This window comes from Methylobacterium sp. Leaf91 (assembly GCF_001422815.1).
Taxonomy (GTDB): Bacteria; Pseudomonadota; Alphaproteobacteria; order Rhizobiales; family Beijerinckiaceae; genus Methylobacterium.
The window spans coordinates 103,808-129,111 of sequence record NZ_LMMP01000012.1; the positions used below are offsets into that span (position 1 = coordinate 103,808).

Here is a 25,304-nt window from a genome sequence, read left to right on the forward strand (position 1 = left end):
ATCGAGCGGAAATATGAATTTCCGGCCTCGGATGTCCCTTCGGTATCGCACGGTTGTGCACCGCACGGGGCTGCCCGTGCGGCGCGGAACCGCCATCCAACGGGATCATTGGCTTCGCTGATACAGGAGGTCCGATGCCGATCATCCAATCGCTCGCAGGCGATGCGATCCGCTGGCTCACGTGGCTGCCCTGGTGGGCGCAGACCCTTGCTCTCGTCGCCGGATGCTGTGCCGTGGTCCTCCCGCTCCATGGCGTCGTGTTCCGCGCCATGCAGCGCGCAGTGGCGGATCGGAGCCTGTTCTGGCGGTCCCTGGTCTCGCGGACGCATGGGCCGAGCCGTCTCGCGCTGCTGATCGTTTCCGTCACGGCGGCTTCGTCTGCCGCACCCCTCTCATGGGACGTGCGGATCGTCCTCAACCAGATCCTCGTCGTCGCGCTCGTGGCGCTGGCCGGCTGGTGCTGCGCCACCGCCCTGCATATCGCGACAGTGATCTACCTGCGCCGGTTCAAGCTCGACGCGGAGGACAACCTTCTCGCGCGCAAGCACTTCACTCAGATGCGCATCCTGGAACGTGCCGGCGTGACGCTCGTCGCGCTGCTGACCATCTCCATCGCGCTGATGACCTTCGAGCCAGTCCGGCAATACGGCGTCAGTCTTCTCGCCTCGGCCGGGGCGGCGGGGCTGATCCTGGGCCTCGCGATGCAACCGGTCCTCTCGAACCTCGTGGCGGGCATCCAGATCGCGATCACGCAGCCGATCCGGATCGAGGACGCGGTGATCGTGGAGAACGAGTGGGGCTGGGTCGAGGAGATCAACTCCACCTATGTGGTCATCCGGCTCTGGGACTGGCGCCGCCTCGTCCTGCCGCTGACCTACTTCATCCAGAAGCCGTTCCAGAACTGGACCCGCGAGGGCGCCTCACTCATCGGCAGCGTCTTCCTCTATGTCGACCACCGCGCACCGGTGGAAGCGATGCGGGCAAAGCTTTCCGAGATTGCGGCGCAGTCGCGTCTGTGGGACCGCAACGTCGTCAATCTCCAGGTCTCCGACGCCAAGGAGAGCGTCATCGAGATCAGGATGCTGGTGAGCGCCCGCAACGCGCCGCAGGCATGGGACCTGCGCTGCGAGGTGCGCGAGAAGATGATCTTCTTCCTGCAGACGGAATATCCCGGTGCCCTGCCGCGCCAGCGGGCGGAATGGATGCAGGCGGAGGCCGCGCCCCTCGCCCGGCAGGAGCCGGAAATTCCGCGCCGCGCGGCGTAACCTGCCGCCGCCGGGGAATTTTACCCGATCCCCGGTGGTATGGCTCGCCGAGCCCGCCCGTCTGGCCCATAAGGCGAGCGGAAGACCCGAGCCACGAGGACGAACCTTGACCGTCACCCAGCTGACCCACCACGACCTCGACGGCTACGGAGCCTCGACCATCGTCGGTGCCTTCCTCGACGTGTCGCGGATCGTCCATATCCCGCGCTATGCCGATGTCGGCCCGGTGGTCGACGCGGAATTGAAGCGGCTCTCCCGCGCCCAGGCGCCCGAATGCCTGATCATGACGGATCTCGGCCTGGAGGCCGTGGCCGTCACCTTCATCACCCGGTTCACTTCCATGAACCTGCGTCGCGACGAGGCCGCGCGGCACCGGCTGATCGTGCTCGACCACCATGCCTCCTCCCTCGACCAGCTGCGCGACCAGGGCCTCACTCTCGCGCCCGTGCCGGAGAGACCCGGCCTCACCAAGGTCGAACTCGCCGACCCGAACGTGGTCGTGCTCATCGACGAGGACCGCTGTGCCACCCGCCTCGCCTACGAGCATCGGGAGCTCTACGCCTCGCGTGAGGTGGAGGCCGGGACAACCGAGGAACTCGAGACGCTTGTCGCTGCCGTCGATGCCCTCGATCTATGGAAGAAGGAGCGCCCGACCTTCCGGGGCGGCCTCGCCCTGGACGAGATCTTCTGGGACAACGTCGCGACCCTGATCCCGGTGGGCCATCCCTGGCATGACCGCTTCATCAGCGCGCTGCTGCGGGCGGTCTCCGCCCTGTTGCGCGAAGGGGCATCGCCGGCCCGCGTCGAGGCCGAGATCGCCGCGACCCGGCGTCGACTCGTGGACGCGCTCCTCGCCGACGAGCCTCAGGACGACCCGACCCTCACCACCCGCATGCGGATGGCCCGAGCGCTCGCCCGGTCGGATGCCCTGTTCCAGCGACTCTCGGATGGGACGATGCTGTCCTTCGGCCTCGATTCGGGCATGTTCCAGCGCGTGTCCGACCTCGTGATGGAGAGCGGCAGGGCGACCCGCGTCGTCAATGTCCAGCGCACGGGCTCGCTGTCGTTCCGCTCGAACAACGAAACGGCGCTGGACGGTGCGCGCAAGTTCCGTGGCGGTGGCCACAAGGATGCGGCCGGCGGCAAGCTGAATGCCGGATCGGCCTTCTCCCTGGCCGATGCCGTCTCCCAGGTGGAGCCGGTGCTCAACCCGCCCCAGCCCGATCCGGCCTCCAGCCCCTTCGCGGCGCTCAAGGCCTGGAAGGGCTGAACCTCGCCCCTCAGCCGACCTTGCCCGTGGTGAGGACGCCGCGGGCCGCCGCCAGCACCTCCTCGCTGAGCTCATCGTCGTCGATGGCGCGGGCCAGGGCGACGGCTCCGATCATGAGCGACAGGCTCGCCAAGGCCCGCTGGCGCCGCCGCTTCGCCAGGGCCGCGGGAAGCAGGCCGGTCATGCGCTCGATCAGGCCTCGGGCCCCGTGAAGGAACCGCGCCCGCAGCGGAGAACCTGGCGCTTCACGCGACACGTCATTGGCCAGACACGCCAGTGGACAGCCGAGGCCCGGGTTCCGAACGTGGCCGAGAGTCAGGTAACTCGCCATCCATCCGTCGAGATCGTCAGGGCGCCAGTTCTGGTTGGCGGCCAAGTCGAAAGCCTCGACCGCCAGCGCCTCCTTGCTGGCGAACTGGCCGTAGAAGCCGCCATGCGTCAGGCCCGCCGAGGCCATGATGTCGGCGACGCCGACGCCATGCAGCCCACGCTCGCGGAACATGGCCGCGGCGACCTCGACCACCCGTTGCCGGTTCAGCTTGGCCTGCGCCTGTGAAACCTTTGGCACGGTGAGACCCTCCTGCTTGACCTCCCAACATATAGATGATCGGCCTCATGCAAAAGGGGGCATCGCGACGACGATCCGGGGCAGTCGATGCCACCGGTCCTTATCCTTCGTGTCGCGGGCTCACCGCACGCGCGGCAGGATCTCCTTCGCAAAGCGCCGCATCTCGGCCTCGAACGGCTGGAATTGCAGCATGAACAGGTCGATGCCGGCGTCATGAAAGGCGCGGATGCGCGCGGCGACGGTCTCGTAGCTGCCGACGAGCCCGGCCGCCGTGCCGCCATTGGTGCCGACATGACGGGTCGCCGCCGCATCGGTCTTGGCGAACATCACGCTGGCGGCGTCGGTACGGGCCCTCGTGGCATTCCGTAGCCCCTCGTCGCGCCGCGCCAGGACGAGGAGCCGGGCATGCTCGGCCTCAGCCTCGGCATCCGTCTCGCGGGCGATCACGAAGGCGGAGAGGCCGTAGCGCAGCGGCCCGTTGGCGGCGGGCCGGCGCGCGACATCCGCGATCAGGGCCCTGACATCGTCGAGCGGCTGTCCGTTGATGAACCAGACATCCGCCCGCTCCGCCGCCAGGGCGCGGGCCGGCTCGGATTCGCCGCCGAGATAGACCGTCGGCCGTGGCCGAAAGGTCCCGGCCGGGCGCAACTGGTAATCCTCGACCTGGAAATGCCGGCCCGCATGGGTCACGCGTTCGCCCCGCATGAGACGGTCCACGAGGCCGATCCATTCCCGTCCATAGGCATAGCGGTCGTCATGGGCCGGGAAAGGCAGGCCCGCCCGCTCGAATTCGGCCTTGTTCCAGGCATTCACGAGGTTGAGGGCGAAGCGACCCTCGCTCACATGCTCGATCTGCAGGGCCATCTTGGCGAGCACGACCGGGTGGTAGAGCCCCGGCTTGATCGCCGCGATGATCTCGATGCGGCGGGTCAGGGCGGCCAGCGCAGCGGAGGCGGTCCAGGCCTCCAGCTGGTCGCGCTCGTCGTCATAGGGATTCGCCGTGTGCTGGGCCACCAGGACCGAGTCGAAGCCCAACGCCTCGGCCTCCAGCACCAGGGCCCGGTTACGGGTCCAGCTGGCATCGTCCGGCTCGTCCGGATCGTGGTGGGACGCGCGCGAGCCGTGGACGGCCGCCCAGATCCCGAAACGGGGCGCATCGCTCATGCGCGTCACCCCGCCCGCGCGGCGGGCGGCTGCCAGATCGCCACCCCGGTGGCGTCGAGCTTGCGGGGGATCAGCTTGGCCTCATAGAACGTATCGGCGATCTCCTGCTGCTCGCCGAGTTCGGCACGGGTCACGGGAGTGACTTCGTAGGTCCGGCGGCGGTTCACCGTCGCGACGATGTCGGGGGACAGGTCGCCCCAGATCGGGGCCAGCAGCGCCACCGCGGCGTCCGGCTCGGCCTTCGCCCACCGGCCGGCTTCCTTCAGGGCCTCGTAGACCGTGGCGACGACCTGCGGGTTCTCGGCCACGAAACGGTCATTGGCGAGGAAATAGCGGTGATAGCTCGACAGGCCGGTGGCGTCGGCCAGCACGCGCACCGGCCGCTTGGACTGCGCGATGGCAAGAAAGGGGTCCCAGATGACCCAGGCATCGAGACTGCCCTGGTTGAACGCGACGAGCCCCTCGGGCGCCTGGAGATAGGCCGGCTTGATATCGGGGAAGCCGAGACCGGCCTTCTTCAGCGCCGCCGCCAGGATGAAATGGCAGCCCGACCCACGCGATACGCCGACCGTCCGGCCCTTCAGGTCGGCGATGGAGCGGATGGGCGATTCGGCCGGTACGATGATCGCCTCGGCGGAAGGAACACCGATCTCGCGCGCGTAGAAGGTGAGCTGAGCGTTGGCGGCCTGAGTGAAGATCGGGATGGCATCCGCCACGTCCGCGTGCAGATCGACGGCCCCCGCATTCATCGGCTCGATCACGCTGGTGAACAGATGCCAGGACGGCGCGAAGCCGAGGGGCTTCAGACGCTCGTCCAGGGTGCCCTTCGCCTTCAGGATGGTGAGCAGGGTCGAGGAGCGCTGGTAGCTCAGGCGGACGGTGCGCTCGGCGGCGTGCACCGCCGGCGATCCGAGCGACAGGCTCGCTGCCACTCCTAAGCCGGCACGGAGAATCGTCCGACGCGAGGGGGATGCTCCGCCCGGAGTGTCGTGATTCATCTTCGTCTCCAGGGTGAGAAAAGCACGTCCGGTGCGAGCCTATTACAAGATGAAGCCCCACACAGATCCAGACAGCGCCTGCGGATCTGCGGCTTGACCAAGCATAGGCACCGACCGACCCCGGTGTCTTACCGAGATGCTTTACTTCTCCGCAAGAAAACAGTTTTTTGAATTTCCCCGCCTTCGCGGACGAATATTTCCCACCCCCTCGTCGTTGAGATGCTTATCCTTCAAGATGGCGACAGCGATGCCATTCGTTCTCGAAACGGCACGTTCCATGGCTTAAAGCAGTCGCTCGAGACCCTGCAACGGGTCGAGCGCCGGAGATGCACCAGCAAGGACCGCAGATCGTGGTTCGGTGTGAGGATGCAGAGGCCGCCAGTCCAGGATCAGTCGCCACAGGCACAAGCACGGCGGCAGGATCGAAGCCTGCGAGGCATTCGCGTCTCGAAGGCCTGCGACGCCCATGAGTCGCGACGCTAAGCCAACCGACCTTCCATCCGCGATCCTGCTCGCGGGAAACCAAGCATCTTGAGTACATCATTCTTAAATTGAAGATGACGCACAATTAAACGTTTAGTAATCCCGACAATCCAAATAGAATAATTCCGATTACGATTGTCTCCATGACCACGCGGCAGATCATGACGGCCTGGATGGCCAAATGGTCGGCATAATGAGGACCGGGCTCGGGCAGGTGCCCCTTGTCGAAATGCTGCATCGGAAAAGCGGCCCCCATGATGCGCAATAATTTAAGATCTTGGATAATTTATAGAAAAATTCGCAACCTTTCAAAAGAGCAGAAGGAGTATCCGTCAGGGTTGTCAAACGCGAATGTGGCAATCGATGAGACATCGATCGCCGCCCGGTCGCAGGAAGATGCCGCTGCTATGGATGCATGATCTCGGCCTGCCTCCCGGGATTGGACACCACTGGCAGCAGGCGCCCAGGCATGGCGTGAAGATTGTCATCGAAGCACGGCCGGCGAACCGGATCCGCCTTCTCCGCGTCGGCGAGCGACCGCTCCAGTCGCGCCCTCGCACATCCCCACACCGGGAGACGCCAGGAACACGTCGCCGACGATGGGCGAAGAGTTGGGTAACCAGATGCGGCGTCGGCGCTACGGCGGCGGGCGATAGGCCCGGATCGGCAGATCGGGGGACAGGCGGTCTTCCGTCTCCACGCTCGTGGGGGCAGCGGGTTTCGGCGCGGCAACGGGAGCCGTTGGCGCAAGGGCGGGGGCCGGATCGGTGATGTAGCGCGGGGCGCCCGTGGCGGGACCGGCCGGCAGCGGAACGGCGGTGCCCGCGGCGGGCGGTAACGGGATCGTGGGGGAAGTGCGCTCCACGACCGGAACCGGGACGCGCCGGCCGTCATCGACTTTCTGGTTTCGTGCGCTCGGCCGTTCCATGGCACCGGGCGGCTGCGCCGCCGCCTTCGCGGGCTCCTTCGAAGCGCGGGCGGACGGTGCCTCGCGCCGGGGCTTGGGCGCCGCGCGGGTGGATACGTGCGGTCGGCCGCCCTCGCGTCCGGCACCGAGGGAGAGGTTCATGCGTTCGACGCCGGAGACGAGATCCGCGAGGGTCGCGGTAGCCGTCCGGCACAGGCTGACCCGGAGGGACGCCGCGCGCTCGGTGCTTCCGCCGAAGAGACTGTCAGGGGCCGATCGCCCGCCGGATCGCGGAGCGAGATCGATCCATTGCCAGGCGTAGAGGCAGTTGCTGCCCACCGCGAGGCCCACGGGGCCATAGGCGTTCCGCTTGGGAACGGTGGAGACGCGCATGCCCTCCCCGGGAAAGCGCGCCAGGAGTTCCGCGGCGATGCCGAGGCGGGTCGGCTTCGCCATGGTCAGGGCGGAGCCGAAGCGCCCCCCCGCATCGGCTCCGTTGCGGACGCTGATCTCGGCGTAGTTGCGCGGGCCACCGGCAAAGGTCACGCGCTGGGCGAAGCCATCGCGAAAGGAGGTCTGCGCTACATCCGAGACGCGGCCCGCGCCGGGGATCTCGACCACGGATTGCGCGAGAGCGGCCCGTGTCGTGAAGGCCCACGGCAGGAGGACCAGGGCAGCGAAAACGCCGGATCGCAGGGAGGAGACCAACCGATGGGAGCGGATCATGGACGTTGCATCGAGCTCGGCGCGGTATCGGGCTGATCGTAGCCGCGATTGACGGCCTGCGAATTAGGCAAGGTGAAGCGGTCGGCCTCCGACGCAGCACGCTCCTGCGGGCCACGGTTCCGCGAGGCCTGCTGCGCCCGCCATAGGGTGCCCTCGCCCGGCTCCGACAGGGTGGAGGGCCGCTCGGAGCCGTCATAGCCCGGCAACAGGTTGAAGCCATAGCTCTCGTAGGGCATCGGCCCCGCTCCCGATACCCGGCGCGCGACGAGCGGCATGGTCTTCGAGGCGGGCGGCTCGGCCAGGAAGGCGCCATCCTGCCGATCCGCGACCACCCGCGCCAGGGAGGGCGGAGCGTAGCGCAGGGGGTTCTCCGCCGACACCGCGAGGGGGAATTCGCTGCGCTGGACCGGCAGGGGCTTGGCCTGGCCGTCCCCCGACGCATCGGGTTTGGGCACCCGGCCATAGGCTGCCGTGTTGCGGGCCGGCGCGGCCGGGGCGGGAGCGGCGGAGGCGGCCGGTGCCGGGCGCCCCCCCTGGGACGGGGCTGCGTCCGCTGTCGCGGCGCAGGCCAGGGGTGGTCCGGCCGGCCCCTCGCGGAACAGGAGATCCACTACTTTGGGGAACAGGCCGTCGTAGCGGTTCACGATGGTGAGGTAATCCTGCTTGCGCTTCAGGCGCTGCAGCGACAGGGCATAGCCGGTCACCGCGGACTCGCTCGGAAGCCAAGCGACCGCGTGCTGGAACCATTCCAGCGCGGCCTCGAACTGGCACGAATTGTAGGCGTACCAGCCGAGGGCCTCGGCCCCCTCCCCCGACGCCGTGGCCAGGGTCACCTTCGCATAGCGGTTGATCCGCTCCAGATCGATGAAGCTGGGATTGGCCTGCGTCAGCCTGCGGCCCATGAGGTCGATGAACAGGATGCTGTTGCCGACATACTTGTCGCGCCAGGCATAGGCGACCTCCTCGGCCTCCCGCAGCATCCCGAGCTCGCGCAGGGTATGGGCGAGGCCATGGGCGATCATGGCATCGCCGCCGCGGCTGATGGCGAGCTTGAACCAGTCGAGGGCCGCGCGGAACTGGCGGTGGTTGTACGTGTACCAGCCGAGCAATCCGGTCTGGCTCGCATCGCCGGAGGCGCGGGCATAGGCCTGGAACGCGGCCATGTCCGCCGCGCTCGGCTCCTGGGCCGGAGCGCCGTGGAGATCCGCGACGATGCGGGCGCGGGTGATGTCGTTGGCGATCGCCTTGAACTCGGAGCCTCCCTCGGCATCCGTGCGCCCGATGGCGATGAGCTTCTCCGCCAGGACCATTGGCAAGGTCGACATCGCCTTCTGGATCGTGGCCAACCGCACGCTGGTGTCGTTGCTGGTGTCGAGCACGGTCTTGTAGAGGGCCAGGGCCTCGTCCGATCCGGCCGCTCCCCCTTCGGAGGCCAGGGCTTCCGCCGTGGTCCAGTAGCTTTCCACGTCGCTCGGATCGAGGGCGCTCGGGTCGGCCCGGTAGAGGGTAACGATATCCGCCGTCTTGCGCGCGGTGGTCAGGGCTTTCAGGCGGCTGCGGAAACTGGCCCGCAGGAGCTTGCGCGACAGTTCGTCGGAGGGGCGCCAGTTCGGGTCGGCGGCGCGGCGGGCCGCGATCGCCGCATCGAGGTCGTCGAAACGCCCGGCAGTGAACAGGTCCCAGAGCGGCGCCTCCTCAGGCGGGCTCGGCTGCAGGGTGTCGAGGTCGGTGGGTTCGACCCAGCCGGGATAGAGCTGCTTCAGCCGCGCCGCCTCGGCCTTCATCCGCGCCGTCTGCTTCTGCGACGCGTAGTAGCGCAGGGCGCTCTCATCGACCATGCCGGCGGCGGCGGAACTGCCGGGCACCGCGATGATCGCGGGCGCACGCGCCGCGTCGTCCGGGCTCTCGGTCTGCGCCGCCAACGGAGCGACGAGGCAGAACCCGGCGAGGGAGACGCCGCAGAGCAAGGCGAAACCCCGCGCCGCTCCCGTGGCGCGAGCGGTCGCCGGCCTCCCCCATCCGCGGATCACCGTGCCGGACATGACAGGTTCCTCATCTGCAGCGCCACCATCGACAGGAGGTGCAGCGTGGTCGGATAGTAGTTCTCGTTCCCCTGCGGCCGTCCGAACCCGTCGGGCAGCGGCATGCCCTTCCGGTCGCACAGGAGTAGCCCCGAGAGGGCGGTATAGCCGCTCTCGCTCAGGGACTCGACCGTCCGGCCGTCGGAGGTGTCGACGATGGGCAGGCGCTCCCGGTCGGGGCCGGACCAGAGCGCGACGAAGGGGTCGTAATCGCTCGGGCGTCCCACACCCGCCCAGACCATGTAGAGGGGAATGCGAATGGCGTTGTAGGAGAAGAGCGGCGGGAATCCATCCGCCGGACGCGGCTCCTCGCCCTTCAGGGAGATCCATTCGGTCGGCAGCTTCGCCGTCCCGAAGCGGGAGCGGCGGATCAGGTTGAGCCCGCTGGCGGTCAGGGCCGCCCAGTCGAATTCGGGGGCCACGATGGGGAGCCGGGCGAAGGCCGGGAACACCCAGTAGGAGAGGTTGATCAGCGGCCCGTCCGCGCGTTCGGCTGCGGAGAAGCCGGAGACCGCCGGCAGCAGCAGCGCCCCGTTCTTGTCCTTGAACAGGATGGTCTTGCGCGCGACCTCCACGGCGATGCGCCGCGCGGCCACCCGGTACGAGGCCTCGTCCCAGGCCTCGGCCGCTTCGGTGAGGGCCCAGGCCACGAGGATGTCGCCGTCGGACGCGTCGTTGAGATCGGCCACCGCCGGTCGTTTGCCGGGCTCCCAGCGCCAGGCCAGCAGCTCGTCCGAGCGGACCATCAGGTTGGCGCGGGTCCATCCCCAGAGCCGTTCGAACGTGGTCCGGTCATTGGCGGCGACCGCGAGGAGCATGCCGTATCCCTGCCCTTCGCTGTGGCTGATCATACCGTTGGCGGTGTCCACCACGCGGCCCGCCTCGGTGATGAAGCGGGACCGGTAGGAGCGCCAGGCATCGGGATTCTTCAGGGAATCGGCGAGAACCGCCGGCTTCGAGGCTCCCGGCATGGCTTCGCCTTTCGCGGTGGGGGCACCGGGCATCGCGGTGGCGGGTGGAACCGGCGAGGCGCCGTCCTGCGCCCTCGCGGGAACGATCCAGGGGCTCGCGACGGCCAGTGCCGCGCCGAAAACCAGGCCGAGAATGGGATGCACGGTGCGGGTCATCCGTTTTTCCGGCCGATATTGCGGACAAGGGACGTCGTCGTCAGGCCGAGGAGCAGGGCGAGCCCAAGGGTCAGCGCCACATAGATCGCCGGGTTCATCGAGAGCCAGCCGGCGGTGACGAGGCGAATGTTGGAGAGTGAGCGCGTCTTCGTCTCGACGAGCTCCACGTTCCGGGGAGCCACCGTCTCGAGGGATCCGTCCGAGGCATCGAGGAAGGCGAAGCGCCCATCGATCCGCGACCAGACCTCGGGATCGATGAGGCAGGCCGCCGATGCCTTGAGCAGCAGGGCATTGGGGGCGGTGATCACGGTCACCGACCCGTCGAAGCCGTTCTGCGCCGCCGCCGTCGTCGGAAAGCCCTGGGCCATGATCAGGCTGGCGCCGGGGGGAACCGTGACCGTGGCGGGCGTCGATGGCGCCGCGCTGAACAAGGCGCGGGGGTCACCCACGACGGAGTTGAGCAAGGCCCTCCCCCGCTCGACGACGCCGTCCGCAGCTTCGAGGACGGGATGGCGCGCGCGAAGGGTCTCGTCCCATTTCGTGACGAGATCACCGTCCGACAGCCTAGCCTGGGGCGAACGTCGCGCCTCGGCGGGCGCGGCGGAGGCAATGGTCGGGCTGGGGGCCGGCGCGCGCAAGGTCAGTTCGGGCAGGCTGCAGCGCGGCGGCAGATTGCGGCGAAGCCGGTCCAGGGTCGGGGCCGGCACCGAGCCGGACTGGCCGGGCGCCCGCGCCGTTTCTGCGCGCGCCTGCCAGATCGTCCTGATCTGGTCCGGGTCGAGGCCCAGCCCCGACAGCGTCGAGGGAGACAGGGACCGCACCGGGGCGACGACGAGGGTCGGCCCGGGAGAGCCGCTCTGCATGTCGCCGGCGAGTTCGAAATCGATCATCCGCCCGGCGGCGCCCGCCAGTCTGGCGGCGAGGGTCGCGGCGGCCGCCACCGTATCCTTGTCGAGGGTGGGTAGGACCAGACGCGGACGGCGTTCGGACTTGACGAAGGCCAGGGCCCCGCTCGTCGTCGCGGCGAGATCGGGAATCCTGGCCGCGTGCGCCAGGGTGGGAATCGACAGGCTCGCGCGGTCGAGGATGAGGAAGCGCTCCCGCTTCGAATCCGTGGCGTTGAGGCCGCACGTCTCGTCCGCCGGGGCGGGAACTTGGGCCATGATCGCGACGCGGTTGAGGCCCGGACGCCACTTCGCCAGGGGCAGCGGGATCGTGTTATTCTCGAACACTTCGCCGCGGGTCTGGGCCAGCGGCACGCTGGCAGCGTTGCTGCCGTTGAGATCCACGAGGATGCGGGCGTCCGAGGTCAGGCCGGACGCGTAGGCGCCCGCCAGGTTCAGCATGACCTTGCCGTAGTCCGCCGGCAGGAAATCCGCCGGCAGGTAGACGTCGAAGGCGGTGCGCAGCAGCCGCCCCGAGAATTCGCGGGTCGAGACGCCGAGGCTCTGCAGCGAGACCGTCTCGTCCCCGTCCAAGATCGTGCCGCGCGCCAGGGACGCCGCCTTCAGGCCGGCGGGAGTGCCGTAGACCTCCCCTCCCCGCGCGAGGGCGGCGATGGCTTCCTCGATCTCGGCATAGCTGGTGCCCGTGACGACCAGGGTCGGTACCCGGTCCGGGCGCGGCGGCAGGACCACCAGCCTCGGCCCGCCGGTGGAGCCGATCGATTCGAGATCGGGCATCTCCCGCAATTCCGCCGCCGTCCCGACGATGAGGTTGAGACCCGACCGGCCCGACATGGGCGGGCCGAACTCCACCACCGGCCGGGCGATGCGACCGATCAGGCCCACCGCCTCCACCGCGTGGATCATGCGCTCGAGCCGGGGCAGGTTCGGCTTGTCGTTGGCGACCACCCGCACCGGCAGGGCGCCGCTATGGTCGGGCTCGAGGGCGGGAAGATCCTTGAGTTCGAGGCTGGCGGCAGCGACCGGCGCGACCACGAGCCCGGAGCGCGACGGATCGATCTGCGTCCAGAGTTCGTAGGTGGCGTTGAGCGAGCAATCGACCCGGTGGCGCTGGCTGGCCTGCAGGGAGACGGCGTTGTAGCCGAGCTTGAGGCTTCCCTCCGGAATCTCGAATTCCACCACCTTCACCGCGCCCGGCGCCTGGATGTTGGTGCGTCCGACCACCGCGCCGTTGACGCTCACGGTCAGTTCCGAGGCTTCGGGCGCGACAGAGATGGCCGAGAGGTAGGAAATGCGCAGGCGCGGGCGGCCCCGCGTCTGTGCTTCCGTCAGATAGACCGGGAAGCGCAGCGTCGCCTCCTCCCCCTCCATCCGGAACCCGTCGGTGGTGGCCGCGAGGCGACGCGCCGGGGCGATCCTGCCGACAGGCTCGCGCTGGGCCTCCTCGGGGGGCGCGGCGGGGCGGGTTGCGGGCGGCGGGGCGTCCGGGCGGCGCATGGCATCGCCCACGGGCGGCACCGAGAAGCGCTCGGTCGGCCCCGATCCGAGGAAGCTCTGGGCTTGGCCGGCCGGCGTCTGCAGGATCAGGCCGAGGGCGCCAAGACAGGCGAGGACGCGAAAGGTCGACATGGTGATCTGCCTCACGTCCGCACGAGCGGGTCGTGCGACCCACGGCTCGCTTGCTTGCCCGAGCTTTCGAGAAGGCGGTCGTTCTCGAATTCCAGCATCAACCGGACCCAGTCCGTCGCGGCCTCGCTGCCGGGAATGCGGCTCGATCCTTGGCGGACGACGAGGGGATTGTCGGACGGGCCGGGCGGGGTGGGCTGCGTGTCGGCGGGTGCGGTGAAAGGGGCCGGCTGCTGCACCAGGAGGGGGGCTTGCGCGCCTTGTTTCGGCAGGACCGGGCCTGCCTTGGCCACGGTCTCCGCCGTAGAGGCATGTCCGCTCTTGAAGGCGTAGCTCGCCGCGCGGAACGGCTCGACCAGGCCCCACCAGATCAGCTGCAGCGTGCCGGAAAGGATGTTCTTGTGCCGGCGGCGGCTCTGCTGGAAGCGCAGGAGCGCACCGGCATCGCCGTACATCAGGCCCGCCAGCGCCCCGTATCCCTTGGGATCGAGGGGCTGGAATTGGAGGTTGAGCACCATCTCGTCGCCCGATTGGGTCATTTCGCCGATCTCCACCGGCAGCGGTACCTGCACCGGAGCACCGTCGATGGGGACGACGGAGAGCTGGCCGGTGCGGTGCGTACTCCCAGCTCCCGGCGGCAGCGCCTCGGCGCCGAAACGGATCGTGCAGCCCAAAGCAGAGGCGCGTTCGATGGCGACATCGAGAGCGCGCCCCCCGAAGACGAGGCGGCCATGCCGGTTGATCGCCAGCGAGGGGCTCGCTTCGGTGGTCCTGCGCTCCGCCGCCACGCCGAGGGCCACGCCGGCGGTGAGGAGGTTGAAGAAGTTCCAGAGGCCCACGACCAGCATCAGGTTGGTGACGCCAGGCTCGAACAGGTAGCGGTAGAGGGCCGTGCCGCAGCCGATGAGCAGGATGAAGTAGACCGCGAAATAGGGCCACGCCATGGGCGAGAGGTGGTCCTGATCGAGGGCGGCTCCCTTGGCCGTGACGTTGAAGGTCGGCTTGCGCGGCGAAACGATCACCGAAATGATGGCCCGGAAGAGATACAGGCCCTGGACGTATTCGTAGAGCTCCGAGACGAAGGGCCAGCGAAACTTACCGTAGACGTAGTTCTGCATCATCAGGTTGATGACGATATAGGTCGCCGTATAGGCGATCGACTCATCGACGCTGGCGACGAAGATCTTCAGGTCGAAGAAGATGTGCAGCATGGGCGCGAACATGAAGATCATGCGCGGCACCGGAAAGAACCAGAACGTCATGCTCGACAGGTAGGCGAGCTTCTGGATCGGGTGGAGCCCGCGCTTGAACAGCGGGTTCTTGAGCATCAGGATCTGGAACATGCCCTGGCACCAGCGCGAGCGCTGGCCGATGAAGGCCACCAGCGTGTCGGGCTGCAGGCCGGCGATGAGGGGCGTGTCCACGTAGATGCTGTTCCAGCCGCGCGAATGCAGCTCGAAGGCGGTCTCGCAATCCTCGGTGATCGTGACGCCGGAGAAACCGCCGGCCTCGTCCAGCGCGCGCCGGCGCAGGAGGGCGGCAGAGCCGCAGAAGAACGACCCGTTCCACTTGTCGAGGCCGCGCTGCGTCACCGAGTAGAACATCTCGTTCTCGGACGGCATGCGGTCGAAGGTGCGCAGGTTCCGCTCGATCGGGTCCGGATTGAGGAAGGCGTGCGGGGTCTGAACCAGAAACAGGCGCGGGTCGGCCGCGAAATGGCCGATCGTCTCCCGCAGGAAGGAGCGGAACGGCACGTGGTCGGCATCGAGGACGACGATGATCTCGCCCTGCGAATGCTTGAGACCGTTATTGAGGTTGCCGGCCTTGGCGTGCTGGTTGCGCGGCCGGGTCAGATAGGTGACGCCGAGCGCCTTGCACAGGGATTGAAGCTCGCTGCGCCGCTGTATCGCCTCCTGCGCTTTCGCGGGGTCGGGATCGGCGCATTTCTGGTCGGTGCCGCCGTCATCGAGCAGCCAGACATGGAGCTTGTGAGCCGGGTAGTCGATGAGCTTGGCGGCGGACAGGGTCGTGGAGAGAATCCCCGCATCCTCGTTGTAGCTCGGAACGAAGATGTCGACGGTGGGCAGGTCCTCGGGCGGGCCCAGGGGCGGCGTGGCGCGGCGCAGCGGATCGGCGTTGATGATGAGGCTGATGAAGAGGATGAAGACGCAATAGAGTTCGCCCAGCAGCAGGACGAGGCCGAACCCGAAGCTCACCGGATCGGACGGGGACGGCAACGTGTTCGTGACGCGCCAGAACATGTAGCGCAGGACCACGAGGCTCCCGAGAGCCAGGAAGACGAACCGCGCCGGCGGATTGTCGAAGAAAATCCATAGGATGCTCATCGCCACCATGGCGCACAGGCTCATCGCGAGCTGATCCTGCGTGCTGATCGGCTGACTCAGCAGAGCGAGAACGGCGACCGCGGACACCATCCACACGATCCAGCGCAATGCAGATCTCAAAACGAGTATCCCTCTGGGGGCGGGCAATCGGTCGGCACAAGCAATTATCGCGCGGGTGCATGAAGCTGTCGTGAGGAAGAATGCTTAACTTCCAGCATCCGACATCCACGGCAGCGTCAGGCATCGGACTCGGCCATTTTGCGGCCAACCGGTTGCGATTGTCTTGCTACGCTGAAAATCGAGAAATCTCGGTCTTAATATGTCGTTTAGGATGCAATTGGGCGGTTGCTACGCCGAAGAAGCGCGGAATGGTGTGACGCGTCGAAACGAAGCACGGCAGGCACGGCCTCAGAACGCGGCCCGGGCCTCCACACTGGAATAGTAGCCGCTGCCCTGGATCCGGTCCTTCACGTAGCCGACGCCCACGGCCATCTTGATCGGGCCGATGGAGAAGCCGGTGACATGGGCGCCGATGCGGTACTGGCTGAAGAAATTGTCGCCCAGGACCATGGCCTCGGGCCCGATATAGATTCCGTCGGCGACCATGTAGCCGGCGCGGAAGCGCGTGTAATAGGCGCTGAACTGCGTCGAGTAGGAGCCATAGGCCGAGACCATGGTATTCTCGGTGGGCCGAGCGTAGAAATTCGCGGCGAGCTTGGCCCCGACTCCGGTTCCGATCACGGGGTTGTCCGGGTCGAGAATCGAGAGCTGGTTGCTTCTCACATTGAAGCCGACGAAGCCGGCCAAGGCCGCGTCGCGCCAGATCCACTCGTAGCCGGCGCTGAGCGCGCCTTCCTGCTGGTAGCCGTTGACCCGCTGGGCGACGCCCTGGCCGGGATAGCTGTAGGTTCCGGCGACCGCCTCGACGCGAATACGCGGGCCGCTCTGAAGCAGAGTGCCTTCCGTGGCAAAGGTCCCCGTCACCGAACCGAAAGCCGAACTGTTCGAGGTGACGGCCGCCGAGGCATCCACGGCCGTGGTCCAGGCGTCGTCCCGCGCCACGGGCTCGGCGCCCGTGTACCAATCCGCCGCCTGAGCCGACATCCCGACGAGCAAAGCGGGGACGAGGACAGTAGCGAGAGTTGCAAAGCACTTCATGGGGGCACGACCCTGTTGTCCCGGCGCGCCCGGATGCATCCCTCAACGGGTACCGTTATCATCGACGCGTTTTCTTTTATGTTCCGTCAACGTTAACTGAGAGCTAACGGCGGGCGGGAAGCCACCATTCTTCGTAAGCTTGCTGGAAACTTACTCGGAGACGCGCGATCTTGTGTCGCAACGGGACGAGAACGCTCAAGCCAATACGTCCGTGACAGGCCGGCTCATCCGGCGACGGGGGCGCGGCGACAGCCGAGGCGGATGCCGCGATCATCGATCGCGATCCAGGATCGTCGGCCGGCGGGACGTGCGTCCCACGCCAGTCCAGCCACGAAGCCGCGATTGTCGGTCCGAGCTCGCGGGACGAGGCGTCCCGCGCCTTCTCAGGCCGCGACCGCCGCGTTCTTGCGGGCGGCCTCGCGCATGACCGCCGCCAGGGCCGGATAGCGGAATGGCTTCTCGATATGCAGGAACGCGCGGGCGCTCGCTGGCAACTGCCCCCCCGGGCTCGCGAGAATGACGCGGATCTGGGGATGGCGATTGGTCATGGTCACGGCCAATTGGAGACCGCTCACCACGGGCATGGCCCAATCGGCGATCATGACATCGAAGGTCGCCGCTTCGTCGACGAGGGCCAGAGCATGCTCGGCTGAGCCCGCCTGGACGACATCGTGACCGAGATCGGTGAGCGCATCGGCGAAGCTCTGGCGCACGAGGCTGTCGCTGTCGACGAGGAGCACCCGAAGGGCGGGCATCTGCGCGCCGGCTTCCTGCGCCTCGGTTTCGGAGGGCGCATCCCCGGCGCGGAGCCAGACTTCCGCGAGGAAGCCGGTGGCACTGCTGCCATCCGCCAGAAGCCTGAAACCACCTCCGACCTGGGTGAGGAGAGCTGCCACTGCCTTGGTCGCCTCGCTGTCGCTGGAGGGTATGGTCGTGGCATGGCGACCTGGCGTGCCGCTGGCCAGGATGATCCGCACGTAACGGCCGGAGGCGAGTGCGATCCCCTCGTCGTCGGAGAGCACCTTCTCGTCGGCACCGATGGCGAACCCTTCCGAGCCGATGTCGCGGACATGGAAGGCGAGGTTGAGAAGGACGGCCTCCAGAACCTTCTCGCTGCACAGGACCTTGGCGAGGCCCGGACGGATCCGGGTCTCCACCGAGGTCTGGTGCAGCACGTTGGCGCCCAGGAACGGGACGAAGGCGGTCAGCGTCACGGCCACGTCGGTTTCCTGCAGGCCGGAATCGTCGCGGCGCACGAAGTTGACGAGGCGCCGGGTCAGGCTCGATCCGCGTTGGGCGCCCGCCAGGGCGGCATCGATCAGGCGTGCCTGGTTCGAGGGAAGATCATGACGCCGTTGAAGGGTCGCCAGATTGGCGATGACCACGGTGAGCACGTTGTTGAAGTCGTGGATCACCCCATCCACCACCTTGCGCAGGACGGTACCGGTCCGGGATTCCACGGGACCATCGGTCTCCCGGCGACGCCGCTCGACCGGAGACGCGCTGCCCTCCGCCTCCGCGCCACCGACGAAATTCGGGTCTTTGACGGTCTCGCCGACGAATTCGCGGCTCAGCGCATGCAGGATCGTGGGCTTGGCCGACTGCGTCTCGTCCTCGGCACGGATGAAACGGACGAAGAGGCGCCGCTGGCCATTCTCCGCCAGGCTTCCGGTGGTGCGCAGGACGACGTCATGCGGGCCGGGCTGGTCCAGCGCCGACCGCATCGTGAAATCCATCAGGTCGCGATCGTCCGGGGCGATTCCGCTCTTGAGATCGGTGAGGGCGACGGCGCGGTCCGGAACCGCATGGTTCGCGTGCGTGGCGGGGTCGCTCCAGGTGACGCTGCCGGCCTCGGTGTCGATCTCCCAATAGGTCCAGCCCGACATGGATTCGAAGGTGCGGAAGCGCTCCCGGATGCGCGAGAGGGCCGAGCGCGTCTCCTGGAGTGCGCGGACACCGCTGCGCTCCCGTGCCACGAGGCGCTCTTCGTGTTCCGACAATTCCGCGATGCGCGAGGGCGACGAGACGCCCTGCTCGCTCTCGCCGATCAGCTTGAGCCGCCGCACGATGCGATCGCCGACGATCCAGCCGCCGCAGGCCGTCAGAAGACAGACGGCCAGCCATAGCACCACGCTCCCGTTATCGGGAAGGGAGGCCTCGATGCTCCGCGGCGCTCCGGCATTCGTCACGCGTGCGACAGCGAGCCAGCCCGAGGGGGCGAGATCACGAAATCCTGCGCTCGGCGTCGCCTGTTCCACGACCTCCCGGGCACCAGAAGCCTGTTGGGCCATGAGGCCCGAACTCGGCCGCGCATCGGGAGCGAGAATGGACAGGCCCATGACGCCGTTCGTCACGGGGCCGCTCGCCGGGGCAGAGGCGGCCAGCACCCTGTCCTGAATCTCGCCGATCCACGCCTCGTTCAGGCGGGCGACGAGAATGCCCTCTCCGCCGGCCGCAGGGCCCGGAACCGGGAGCGCGATGTCGAACACCGTCCGTCCGTTCGCCCCCGGAGACGGCACGGCGACGATGGCCTGGGAGGCCCTGGCGCGCAGGAACCAGGACCGGCCGGATACGTCCCGGCCGAAACCGAGATCGTTGCCGGCGACCTTCACGCGGCCATTCGGGCCCACCAGGTTGAGCTCGGCGTAATCGGGACGCAACCTGAGCCATGCGCTCAGCACCGGCTGAAGCTCATCCGCATCGAGGCGCTGGGACGTCTGTTTCAGGGTGACGGCGAGCGTCTTGAGATCCTGGACGACGTTGTAGACCCCGCGATCGAGGGCGGCGGCGAAGCGCTGGGAGGCTTGGGCGGCCTCCAGCGGCTTGCGCGCCTCATCACGGCTCAGGTTGGAGACCGCGAGACTGCCCGAAACGACGAGGATGCCCACGAGCGCCGATGCTCCGGCCACCACGGCATAGAGCGATTTCAGCGACATCAGGCTCAGGCTGAGCTTCTTCATCTCATCTCACGCTGATCGTTCTCGGCGTCACGCCGGGACCGCGTTCCTGACCGTCGGGGAGACATCAGACAGACAGATCAGCATTAAAAACTCTTTAAGCGCGGCAGTTAGCGGGTTGCAATCGTTCAGTGTTCCCAAGCGGAACCGGGCCGTTCCCCGCCCGCACGCGCCACGTCCCCCATCCGGCCCGGCCGTCGGCCGCGGTCCGACGGTCCGCCGCTTATCTAACGCCCCTTGGGGTGTCACCGTCAGGTGGCGACAGGGCGCACCTCATGAGCGGACGGCGTTCCGCAGGCCCGGCAGAAGCGCTCGAAGGTGCTCTTGCGGTGGTCGCAGGTCGGGCAGCGTTCGAAGGCGCCGAGGCCGCAATGAGGGCAGAAGTTCAGGTTCGGGTCGTCGAGGGCGATCGGTCGTTCGCAGCCCGGGCAGGACTTCTTGGCGAGCCGCTCCAACGCCTGATCCGTGGCGATTTCGCCCCGGCGCTCCTCGGTCGGTCGCGTTTCCGCCAGCTTCTGCCGCTCGTTATAGGATTGCAGGGCACCGATCGCCGCACGGCCGGCGACGAGGGTCACGAGGACGCCGACGCCGTATTGCACGTAGCCGCCATAGCTCGGCAGATACGGAACGAGCTCGACGAAGAACGCGAAGGTCGCCGCAAAGGCGAAGCCCCAGACGAAGGGCCAGTTGCGGCCCCGCCGCCGCTTCAGCAACAGCCACCCGGCCAGCCCCAGCAGCGGCAGGGTCAAGGCGAGGCGATATCCGAAGACGCGTAGCTCCTGCTCCCGCTCGACGGCGTCGAGCTTGACCTGAGCCGCCGCGCGCAGGTCGCTCTCCGCTTGCGTCAGCGGTTCTTCCTGCTCGGAAAGGGCGAGCCGCGCCTTCGCCAGCCCTTCCAGCCGCTCCTCGATGGTCCGTTCCGCCCCCTTCAGCGCATCGAGCGCCTGCGTGCGCGCGATGAGGTCCGGATCCTGGTCGACGCGCTGCGTGGCGTCGCGGGTCTTCAGCCAATTGGCGAAGGTCTCGCGCGCAGCCTCCGAGGCCGAACGCGCGGCATCGAGGGCGAGCTGCTCCTGCTCCGTCCGGCGCCGGATGTCGTCCTGCTCGCGACGGATCCGCTTGAGGGACTCGGCCGCCGCGCCATCGGCCGGTCCGTCGAGGAACTGTTCGAGGGTATAGCGGTGCTCGACCTGGGGCAGGTCACCGACAACGAGGGCGCCGAGGCCGATCAGGAACCAGCCGAAGAGGAAGGCGATGAGCCAAAGCCCGAGCGTCAACCAGCGTTCAGACAATCTTCGGCTGGACCGCATATCGTGACCCCTGTCGATGGCCCCGCCCCCGCCTCGGATTCACGAGGTCGAGGCCGTCTCGCGCCCCCCCCCCGAAGGGACCGATATCGCGAGCTGGGCCATAAAGCTGACGGGTGTAGCCGCCTTCGCTCCGCGCGAACAGGTCAGTGCCGGCCATCCGCGATTGGGGAACAAGGCGAGGCGTGAAACTAGAAATTGCGAGGATGGGCAAAGCCATTACCCCTCCAGTCGGCGTGTGAAGGCAGCTTCAATGACCCTAAGCTGTTCTTCGTGTTACGATCCGCTTTCTCAACTGGGTTTTTATGAAGGCTTCAGCTCGATCAGTTTCCGGCCAATATTGTACAGCCTCTTGTCGTCCTCCTGGGCACACCGCGCTAGGTTTGCAAGCTTATGACTGTCGCGCTGGCCCATTTTAAACGCTTCGATCACGTGCCCTATTTCTTTTGCATCGCCCTTGCTGAAGGCCTCCCTCAACTCAGCGCGACCTTTTACATCCTGTCCTTGGTTCAGGCTCCAGTCCAGGTCGTCTTTAACTGATTTCCAGTTTGCAGACATTATTTCCTCCCTTGCCCCGTGCGGGACGAGAAAGAGGATACGCTTCTTTTTATCATCGTCGAGCAAATCCGCATGGGCGGCCTTGCTCGCGGGATCGCGGTCAAGCTGCCTCCTGCTAGGGAGGCCGAATGACGTATCGCCGGTTATCGCTAGTCCTCCATACTGCATTCACACGCTCGTCCGCGCATGGAAGGCAAACGGATGGGCTACGACAGCCCGCGACACGGCGATTGGTCGTAGCCCATCCGTGACGGCGGCCACGCGGTGGTATGGCCGACGCCACGGATCTGGTTGCGGGAAAGCCTTCTCAGGAGAATGAGCCGAAACTCTCAAAAACCGACGGAGACACAGCTCTGACATATGGAGCCGGAGGTGCCGACGTAGGCTGGATCGTCCCGCTATTAGTGGTTGGCTCTCTACGCCCAATCTCGGTCAAGGAGTTAGAGCCGCGCACCACTGGTTCCAAGGTTGCAGGCGTAGCAAGACGATCACGTTCAATGTGATTGTACATTTGTCAGGCCCATCTGGACGCGTTGAATTGGGAGAAGTGAGCTTAGAATGCGCTGCGAGCGGGCGTGTTCCGGCTGGTATGCCTGGGTCTGGTGTCGCACCGTCACATGGTCAAGCTTCAATCTACTGCCCGCTAAGAGATGGTCCGCCCGAAGTCCCACCGGTGCCGGGCGGGCTGCTGGTGAGCGTGCCGCCGATATTCACGTCCGGCGTGTTGCCAGGAACGGAAGCCGGGCTCGGATTGCCCGGAATAGCATCGGCAGGACGGCCCCTCGCACCGCTTGCCCGCGGCACCGGACCCGGCTCCATGGATGGCGTCATGACGCCAGTGTTCCCAGCCCCGCCGGTGGGAGCCAGCTGCTCGGCGAAAGCCGGCGCGGTCAACAGGACAGCCAGCGTAGTCGTGAGAGCGAGTTTCGTGAGGGTCATGTGTCCGTCCGTGCGGCTGAAGTCGATCAGCAACGGCCGGCGGTTCGGAAGGTTCGGCGCCGCTTCGACGAGAGAGCCGTAGGCTGCCCTCGCCGCGGACACCGACAAATCAATGTCGAGCGCCGTGTGCTTCTCATCGCCGGCACCGACGCGGCCGGCATCGCCGGTGCGGAGCGCCGCTGCCGCGAAGCGGAGGGCGCCGCCGTCGGCGGCCTTGGCGGAACACGACGCTGTCCTCGCACGCCAGCGGCCCGGCGTGATGGGCATCCTTCTCAACGACGGCAAGGGATGCAGGGAACAGGTCGGCATCCGTCCCGCCATCCGGGCGAGCGACGTCGCGACGACGCTTCGACTGACCCTGGCCGGGGCGGGCACCTCCCGAGCCTCATCGCCGCCCGTGACGTCGAAGGGGGCCTGCTCGTCCGGGTTCGCGGACCGTGGGCCACCACGGGCGGGGCATCGAGGACAGTGAGTCTGGCGGGACGGAATTTGCCGGAACGCGTACGCCTGTTCCCCGAACATGTGCGCACCGAAATCTCGAAGCGGTTTTCCTTGGAATCCACGCAGCGATAGAAGATCCGGGCAGCGAGTTTCTCACGGAAGCCTCTCGTCGCCCTCGCGTGCGGACGAGCCCCCGACTCCTCTGCGGGGAATGAGACGCGCCCATACGTGGAAACCCGACGCTCGGTACCAGCTTCGAAGCTTCTTATTGGTCGGAAGAGGGACCGTCCGCTCCAGAGGGGAAGTATCGAGGAGAACCGTTCATCCAGAAGCGATGAGTTCGAGGCCTCATCGCTCATGTCACATCTGCCGACCCAGTCTCGTCCTTGTGGCATGACGCGCGTTTCTTGATCCTAACGAGCCAGATGCAAGCGCGTCCCACGAAAGGGATGACGATGACGACTGCAGTGACAACCAATACCGGACGAACCGATCCGGGATATGCTGGCGCTCCACCTGTGGGGGCTGAGGAGTTGGTGCCCTCGCGCTACGCGGTGCGGATCGGTGAGATCGACGTGCTGGTCGTCAGCGACGGAGTGCTGCCGCTCCCGACCAAGATGTTGGGACACAACGTCGAGGCGGCCGAGAGGGCGACTTGGCTGAACGACATGTTCCTGCCGCCGGACGCGTTCGACTGGTCGCTGAACGTGGTGGTTGTCCGCAGTGGCGGCCAGACCATTCTCATCGACGCCGGATTGGGGCTGGACCCGAACCTCAACCTGCCGCGGGCCGGGCAACTGGTCAGGCGATTGGAGGCCGCCGGTATTGATCTCGCGTCCGTGACCGACGTGGTGCTGACCCACATGCACATGGACCATGTCGGCGGGCTCCTCGTCGAGGGAGTGAAGGAGCGGCTGCGCCCGGACCTGCGGATCCATGTGGCGGCCGCCGAGGTCAAATTCTGGGAAGCGCCCGACTTTACTCATGTCGACATGCCACAGGGGTTCCCGGACGCGCTTCGGGCGGCCGCCAAGCGGTTCGCGCAGGAGTACCGAAGCCAGTTGCGGCTGTTCGATGAAGAGCACGAGGTCGCGCCGGGGGTGGTCGTCCATCGCACCGGTGGCCACACTCCCGGGCACAGCGTGGTCCGCCTGGCATCCGGCGGCGACCGGCTGACATTCGCCGGCGACGCCGTGTTCACGGTCGGGTTCGAGCACCCAGACTGGCACAATGGCTTCGAACACGATCCCGAGGAGGCGGCTCGCGTTCGTGTCCGGCTTCTGCGGGAGCTGGCGGCGACCGGTGAGCAGTTGATCGCCACGCACCTGCCGTTCCCGTCGGTCGGTCGGGTCGCGGTCGATGGCGACGCCTTTCGGTGGGTTCCCGTGTTCTGGGACTACTGAAGGCATGGGGTCAGTGCCGACCCGGTCGTCCGTTCGAACCGGGGTACGCGCACGCATGATCCATCGGCAATCGCCGCTCCTCGGGATCCGTCGCGAGGAGCGGTTTCCATGGGATCACGCTGTCCCGGCACGCCCGAACCGGGACGCTTTTTCTCCGAGGCTGCGCCCGTCGCGAGCATCCCACATGGCGAGCCCTCGCCGGTCCCGAGTCGGACGCATCGATCGTCCGCGCCGATGTCACACCGCGAGGGGCATTCCTCGTCATGACGGCGACCGGTCCCGATGGGACTGGAGACAAGATGGAGCGTCACATGAAGATCGTCGTCATCGGCGGCACGGGGCTGATCGGCTCGCAGGTCGTCACCATTCTCAAAGCCGCCGGCCACCAGGTCCTTGCGGCCTCGCCGAATACCGGCGTCAACGCCGTCACGGGCGAAGGCCTCGCGGATGCGTTGCGGGGCGCCGGCGTGGTGGTCGACGTCGCCAACTCACCGTCCTTCGCCGACGACGCGGCAATGGACTTCTTCGTTCGTGCCGGACGGAACCTCGCGGAGGCCGAGAAGAATGCCGGCGTCTCCCACCATGTCGCGCTCTCGGTCGTCGGGACCGAACTCTTGCTCGACAGCGGCTACTTCCGCGCCAAGCTCGCCCAGGAAGAACTGATCGCCTCGGCGGGCGTGCCGTGGACGCTTGTCCGTGCCACGCAGTTCTTCGAATTCGTCGCGGCGATTGCGGAGGCCGCCATCGTCGACGGCGTTGCGCGCGTCACCTCCGCGTCGATCCAGCCGATCGCATCGGCCGACGTGGCCGCGAAGGTCGCCGAAATTGCCCTGGCGCCGCCCCGGAACGGCATGATCGAGATCGCCGGCCCTGACCGGCTGCCGATGGCCGAGCTGGTGAAGCACCACTTCGACGGCATCGGCGAGACACGCGACGTCATCACGGACGACACGGCCGCGTATTTCGGGGTGGTCCTTGGAGGGCCTTGGCTGACGCCCACCGGCGACGCGTGGCTCTCGCAGCGGCGCTACGGCGACTGGCTGGCGGCGCAGCCGAAGCGCGTGGCCTGAGGCTCC

At 67.2% G+C, this 25,304-nt stretch carries 18 protein-coding genes; 5 read left to right on the forward strand and 13 right to left on the reverse strand.

Annotated elements, in window-relative coordinates:
• Positions 1-134: 134 nt before the first annotated feature.
• Positions 135-1,265, forward strand: coding sequence for a mechanosensitive ion channel domain-containing protein (locus ASF32_RS11360; RefSeq protein WP_056428002.1), 1,131 nt, complete (start codon positions 135-137; stop codon positions 1,263-1,265).
• A 106-nt stretch (positions 1,266-1,371) separates the two neighbouring features.
• The gene (locus ASF32_RS11365) at positions 1,372-2,535 is read left to right on the forward strand and encodes a dimethylmenaquinone methyltransferase (RefSeq protein ID WP_056428007.1); all 1,164 of its coding nucleotides are present in this window, start codon (positions 1,372-1,374) and stop codon (positions 2,533-2,535) included.
• A 10-nt stretch (positions 2,536-2,545) separates the two neighbouring features.
• Here ASF32_RS11365 and ASF32_RS11370 read toward each other — a convergent pair whose 3' ends face one another.
• The 3 genes from ASF32_RS11370 to ASF32_RS11380 form a co-directional block, all read right to left on the reverse strand.
• The gene (locus tag ASF32_RS11370; RefSeq protein ID WP_056428009.1) at positions 2,546-3,103 is read right to left on the reverse strand and encodes a TetR/AcrR family transcriptional regulator; all 558 of its coding nucleotides are present in this window, start codon (positions 3,101-3,103) and stop codon (positions 2,546-2,548) included.
• Between the two features lie 120 nt (positions 3,104-3,223).
• Positions 3,224-4,267, reverse strand: a complete 1,044-nt coding sequence (locus ASF32_RS11375; protein WP_056428620.1) for an LLM class flavin-dependent oxidoreductase — start codon at positions 4,265-4,267, stop codon at positions 3,224-3,226.
• Between the two features lie 5 nt (positions 4,268-4,272).
• On the reverse strand, positions 4,273-5,265 hold the full coding sequence (locus tag ASF32_RS11380; protein ID WP_056428012.1) for an ABC transporter substrate-binding protein: 993 nt from the start codon (positions 5,263-5,265) through the stop codon (positions 4,273-4,275).
• Between the two features lie 737 nt (positions 5,266-6,002).
• Between ASF32_RS11380 and ASF32_RS25265 the strand changes: the two genes are divergently transcribed.
• Complete coding sequence (locus ASF32_RS25265) at positions 6,003-6,167, forward strand: hypothetical protein (protein WP_156467766.1); 165 nt, start codon at positions 6,003-6,005, stop codon at positions 6,165-6,167.
• Positions 6,168-6,385: 218 nt separating this feature from the next.
• Here the strand turns inward: ASF32_RS25265 and bcsN are convergent, their stop codons facing one another.
• The 10 genes from bcsN to ASF32_RS26470 form a co-directional block, all read right to left on the reverse strand.
• Positions 6,386-7,381, reverse strand: coding sequence for a cellulose biosynthesis protein BcsN (gene bcsN, locus ASF32_RS11385; protein WP_056428014.1), 996 nt, complete (start codon positions 7,379-7,381; stop codon positions 6,386-6,388).
• On the reverse strand, positions 7,378-9,423 hold the full coding sequence (locus ASF32_RS11390) for a hypothetical protein (protein ID WP_056428017.1): 2,046 nt from the start codon (positions 9,421-9,423) through the stop codon (positions 7,378-7,380). The genes bcsN and ASF32_RS11390 overlap by 4 nt, the downstream gene beginning before the upstream one ends.
• A complete protein-coding gene (locus ASF32_RS11395) occupies positions 9,408-10,589 on the reverse strand; it encodes a glycosyl hydrolase family 8 (protein ID WP_056428020.1) in 1,182 nt (393 codons plus the stop codon). Before ASF32_RS11395 ends, ASF32_RS11390 begins: the two co-directional genes overlap by 16 nt.
• Entirely contained in the window at positions 10,586-13,123 is a 2,538-nt protein-coding gene (locus tag ASF32_RS11400) for a cellulose biosynthesis cyclic di-GMP-binding regulatory protein BcsB (protein WP_056428622.1), read from the reverse strand. Before ASF32_RS11400 ends, ASF32_RS11395 begins: the two co-directional genes overlap by 4 nt.
• Positions 13,124-13,134: 11 nt before the next feature.
• Complete coding sequence (gene bcsA / locus ASF32_RS11405) at positions 13,135-15,573, reverse strand: UDP-forming cellulose synthase catalytic subunit (RefSeq protein WP_082470420.1); 2,439 nt, start codon at positions 15,571-15,573, stop codon at positions 13,135-13,137.
• Positions 15,574-15,873: 300 nt separating this feature from the next.
• Positions 15,874-16,623 (reverse strand): cellulose biosynthesis protein BcsS, encoded by a 750-nt coding sequence (gene bcsS, locus ASF32_RS11410; RefSeq protein ID WP_056428626.1) that lies wholly within the window; start codon positions 16,621-16,623, stop codon positions 15,874-15,876.
• Between the two features lie 383 nt (positions 16,624-17,006).
• Positions 17,007-19,583: a response regulator gene (locus ASF32_RS11415; RefSeq protein ID WP_056428025.1), complete on the reverse strand. Its 2,577-nt coding sequence runs from the start codon at positions 19,581-19,583 to the stop codon at positions 17,007-17,009.
• Positions 19,584-19,831: 248 nt separating this feature from the next.
• Complete coding sequence (locus ASF32_RS11420; RefSeq protein WP_056428028.1) at positions 19,832-20,890, reverse strand: zinc ribbon domain-containing protein; 1,059 nt, start codon at positions 20,888-20,890, stop codon at positions 19,832-19,834.
• Positions 20,891-21,190: 300 nt separating this feature from the next.
• Positions 21,191-21,613, reverse strand: a complete 423-nt coding sequence (locus ASF32_RS11425) for a hypothetical protein (RefSeq protein ID WP_056428036.1) — start codon at positions 21,611-21,613, stop codon at positions 21,191-21,193.
• Positions 21,614-22,078: 465 nt separating this feature from the next.
• Positions 22,079-22,651, reverse strand: coding sequence for a hypothetical protein (locus ASF32_RS26470; protein WP_244478106.1), 573 nt, complete (start codon positions 22,649-22,651; stop codon positions 22,079-22,081).
• 623 nt (positions 22,652-23,274) lie between these two features.
• Here ASF32_RS26470 and ASF32_RS11435 point away from each other — a divergent pair.
• Positions 23,275-24,228, forward strand: coding sequence for an MBL fold metallo-hydrolase (locus ASF32_RS11435; RefSeq protein ID WP_056428039.1), 954 nt, complete (start codon positions 23,275-23,277; stop codon positions 24,226-24,228).
• 311 nt (positions 24,229-24,539) lie between these two features.
• The gene (locus ASF32_RS11440) at positions 24,540-25,298 is read left to right on the forward strand and encodes an SDR family oxidoreductase (RefSeq protein ID WP_056428631.1); all 759 of its coding nucleotides are present in this window, start codon (positions 24,540-24,542) and stop codon (positions 25,296-25,298) included.
• Positions 25,299-25,304 lie beyond the last annotated feature (6 nt).

Excerpts from the sequence above, each read along its gene's own strand:
- ASF32_RS11360 (WP_056428002.1), top strand. The coding sequence starts at position 135 with ATGCCGATCATCCAATCGCTCGCAGGCGATGCGATCCGCTGGCTCACG.
- ASF32_RS26470 (WP_244478106.1), bottom strand. The coding sequence starts at position 22,651 with ATGCCCATCACGCCGGGCCGCTGGCGTGCGAGGACAGCGTCGTGTTCC.
- ASF32_RS25265 (WP_156467766.1), top strand. The coding sequence starts at position 6,003 with ATGATGCGCAATAATTTAAGATCTTGGATAATTTATAGAAAAATTCGC.
- ASF32_RS11440 (WP_056428631.1), top strand. The coding sequence starts at position 24,540 with ATGAAGATCGTCGTCATCGGCGGCACGGGGCTGATCGGCTCGCAGGTC.
- ASF32_RS11425 (WP_056428036.1), bottom strand. The coding sequence starts at position 21,613 with ATGCAGTATGGAGGACTAGCGATAACCGGCGATACGTCATTCGGCCTC.
- ASF32_RS11400 (WP_056428622.1), bottom strand. The coding sequence starts at position 13,123 with ATGTCGACCTTTCGCGTCCTCGCCTGTCTTGGCGCCCTCGGCCTGATC.
- ASF32_RS11420 (WP_056428028.1), bottom strand. The coding sequence starts at position 20,890 with ATGCGGTCCAGCCGAAGATTGTCTGAACGCTGGTTGACGCTCGGGCTT.
- ASF32_RS11380 (WP_056428012.1), bottom strand. The coding sequence starts at position 5,265 with ATGAATCACGACACTCCGGGCGGAGCATCCCCCTCGCGTCGGACGATT.
- ASF32_RS11395 (WP_056428020.1), bottom strand. The coding sequence starts at position 10,589 with ATGACCCGCACCGTGCATCCCATTCTCGGCCTGGTTTTCGGCGCGGCA.
- bcsN (WP_056428014.1), bottom strand. The coding sequence starts at position 7,381 with ATGATCCGCTCCCATCGGTTGGTCTCCTCCCTGCGATCCGGCGTTTTC.
- ASF32_RS11375 (WP_056428620.1), bottom strand. The coding sequence starts at position 4,267 with ATGAGCGATGCGCCCCGTTTCGGGATCTGGGCGGCCGTCCACGGCTCG.
- ASF32_RS11435 (WP_056428039.1), top strand. The coding sequence starts at position 23,275 with ATGACGATGACGACTGCAGTGACAACCAATACCGGACGAACCGATCCG.
- bcsS (WP_056428626.1), bottom strand. The coding sequence starts at position 16,623 with ATGAAGTGCTTTGCAACTCTCGCTACTGTCCTCGTCCCCGCTTTGCTC.
- ASF32_RS11390 (WP_056428017.1), bottom strand. The coding sequence starts at position 9,423 with ATGTCCGGCACGGTGATCCGCGGATGGGGGAGGCCGGCGACCGCTCGC.
- ASF32_RS11415 (WP_056428025.1), bottom strand. The coding sequence starts at position 19,583 with ATGAAGAAGCTCAGCCTGAGCCTGATGTCGCTGAAATCGCTCTATGCC.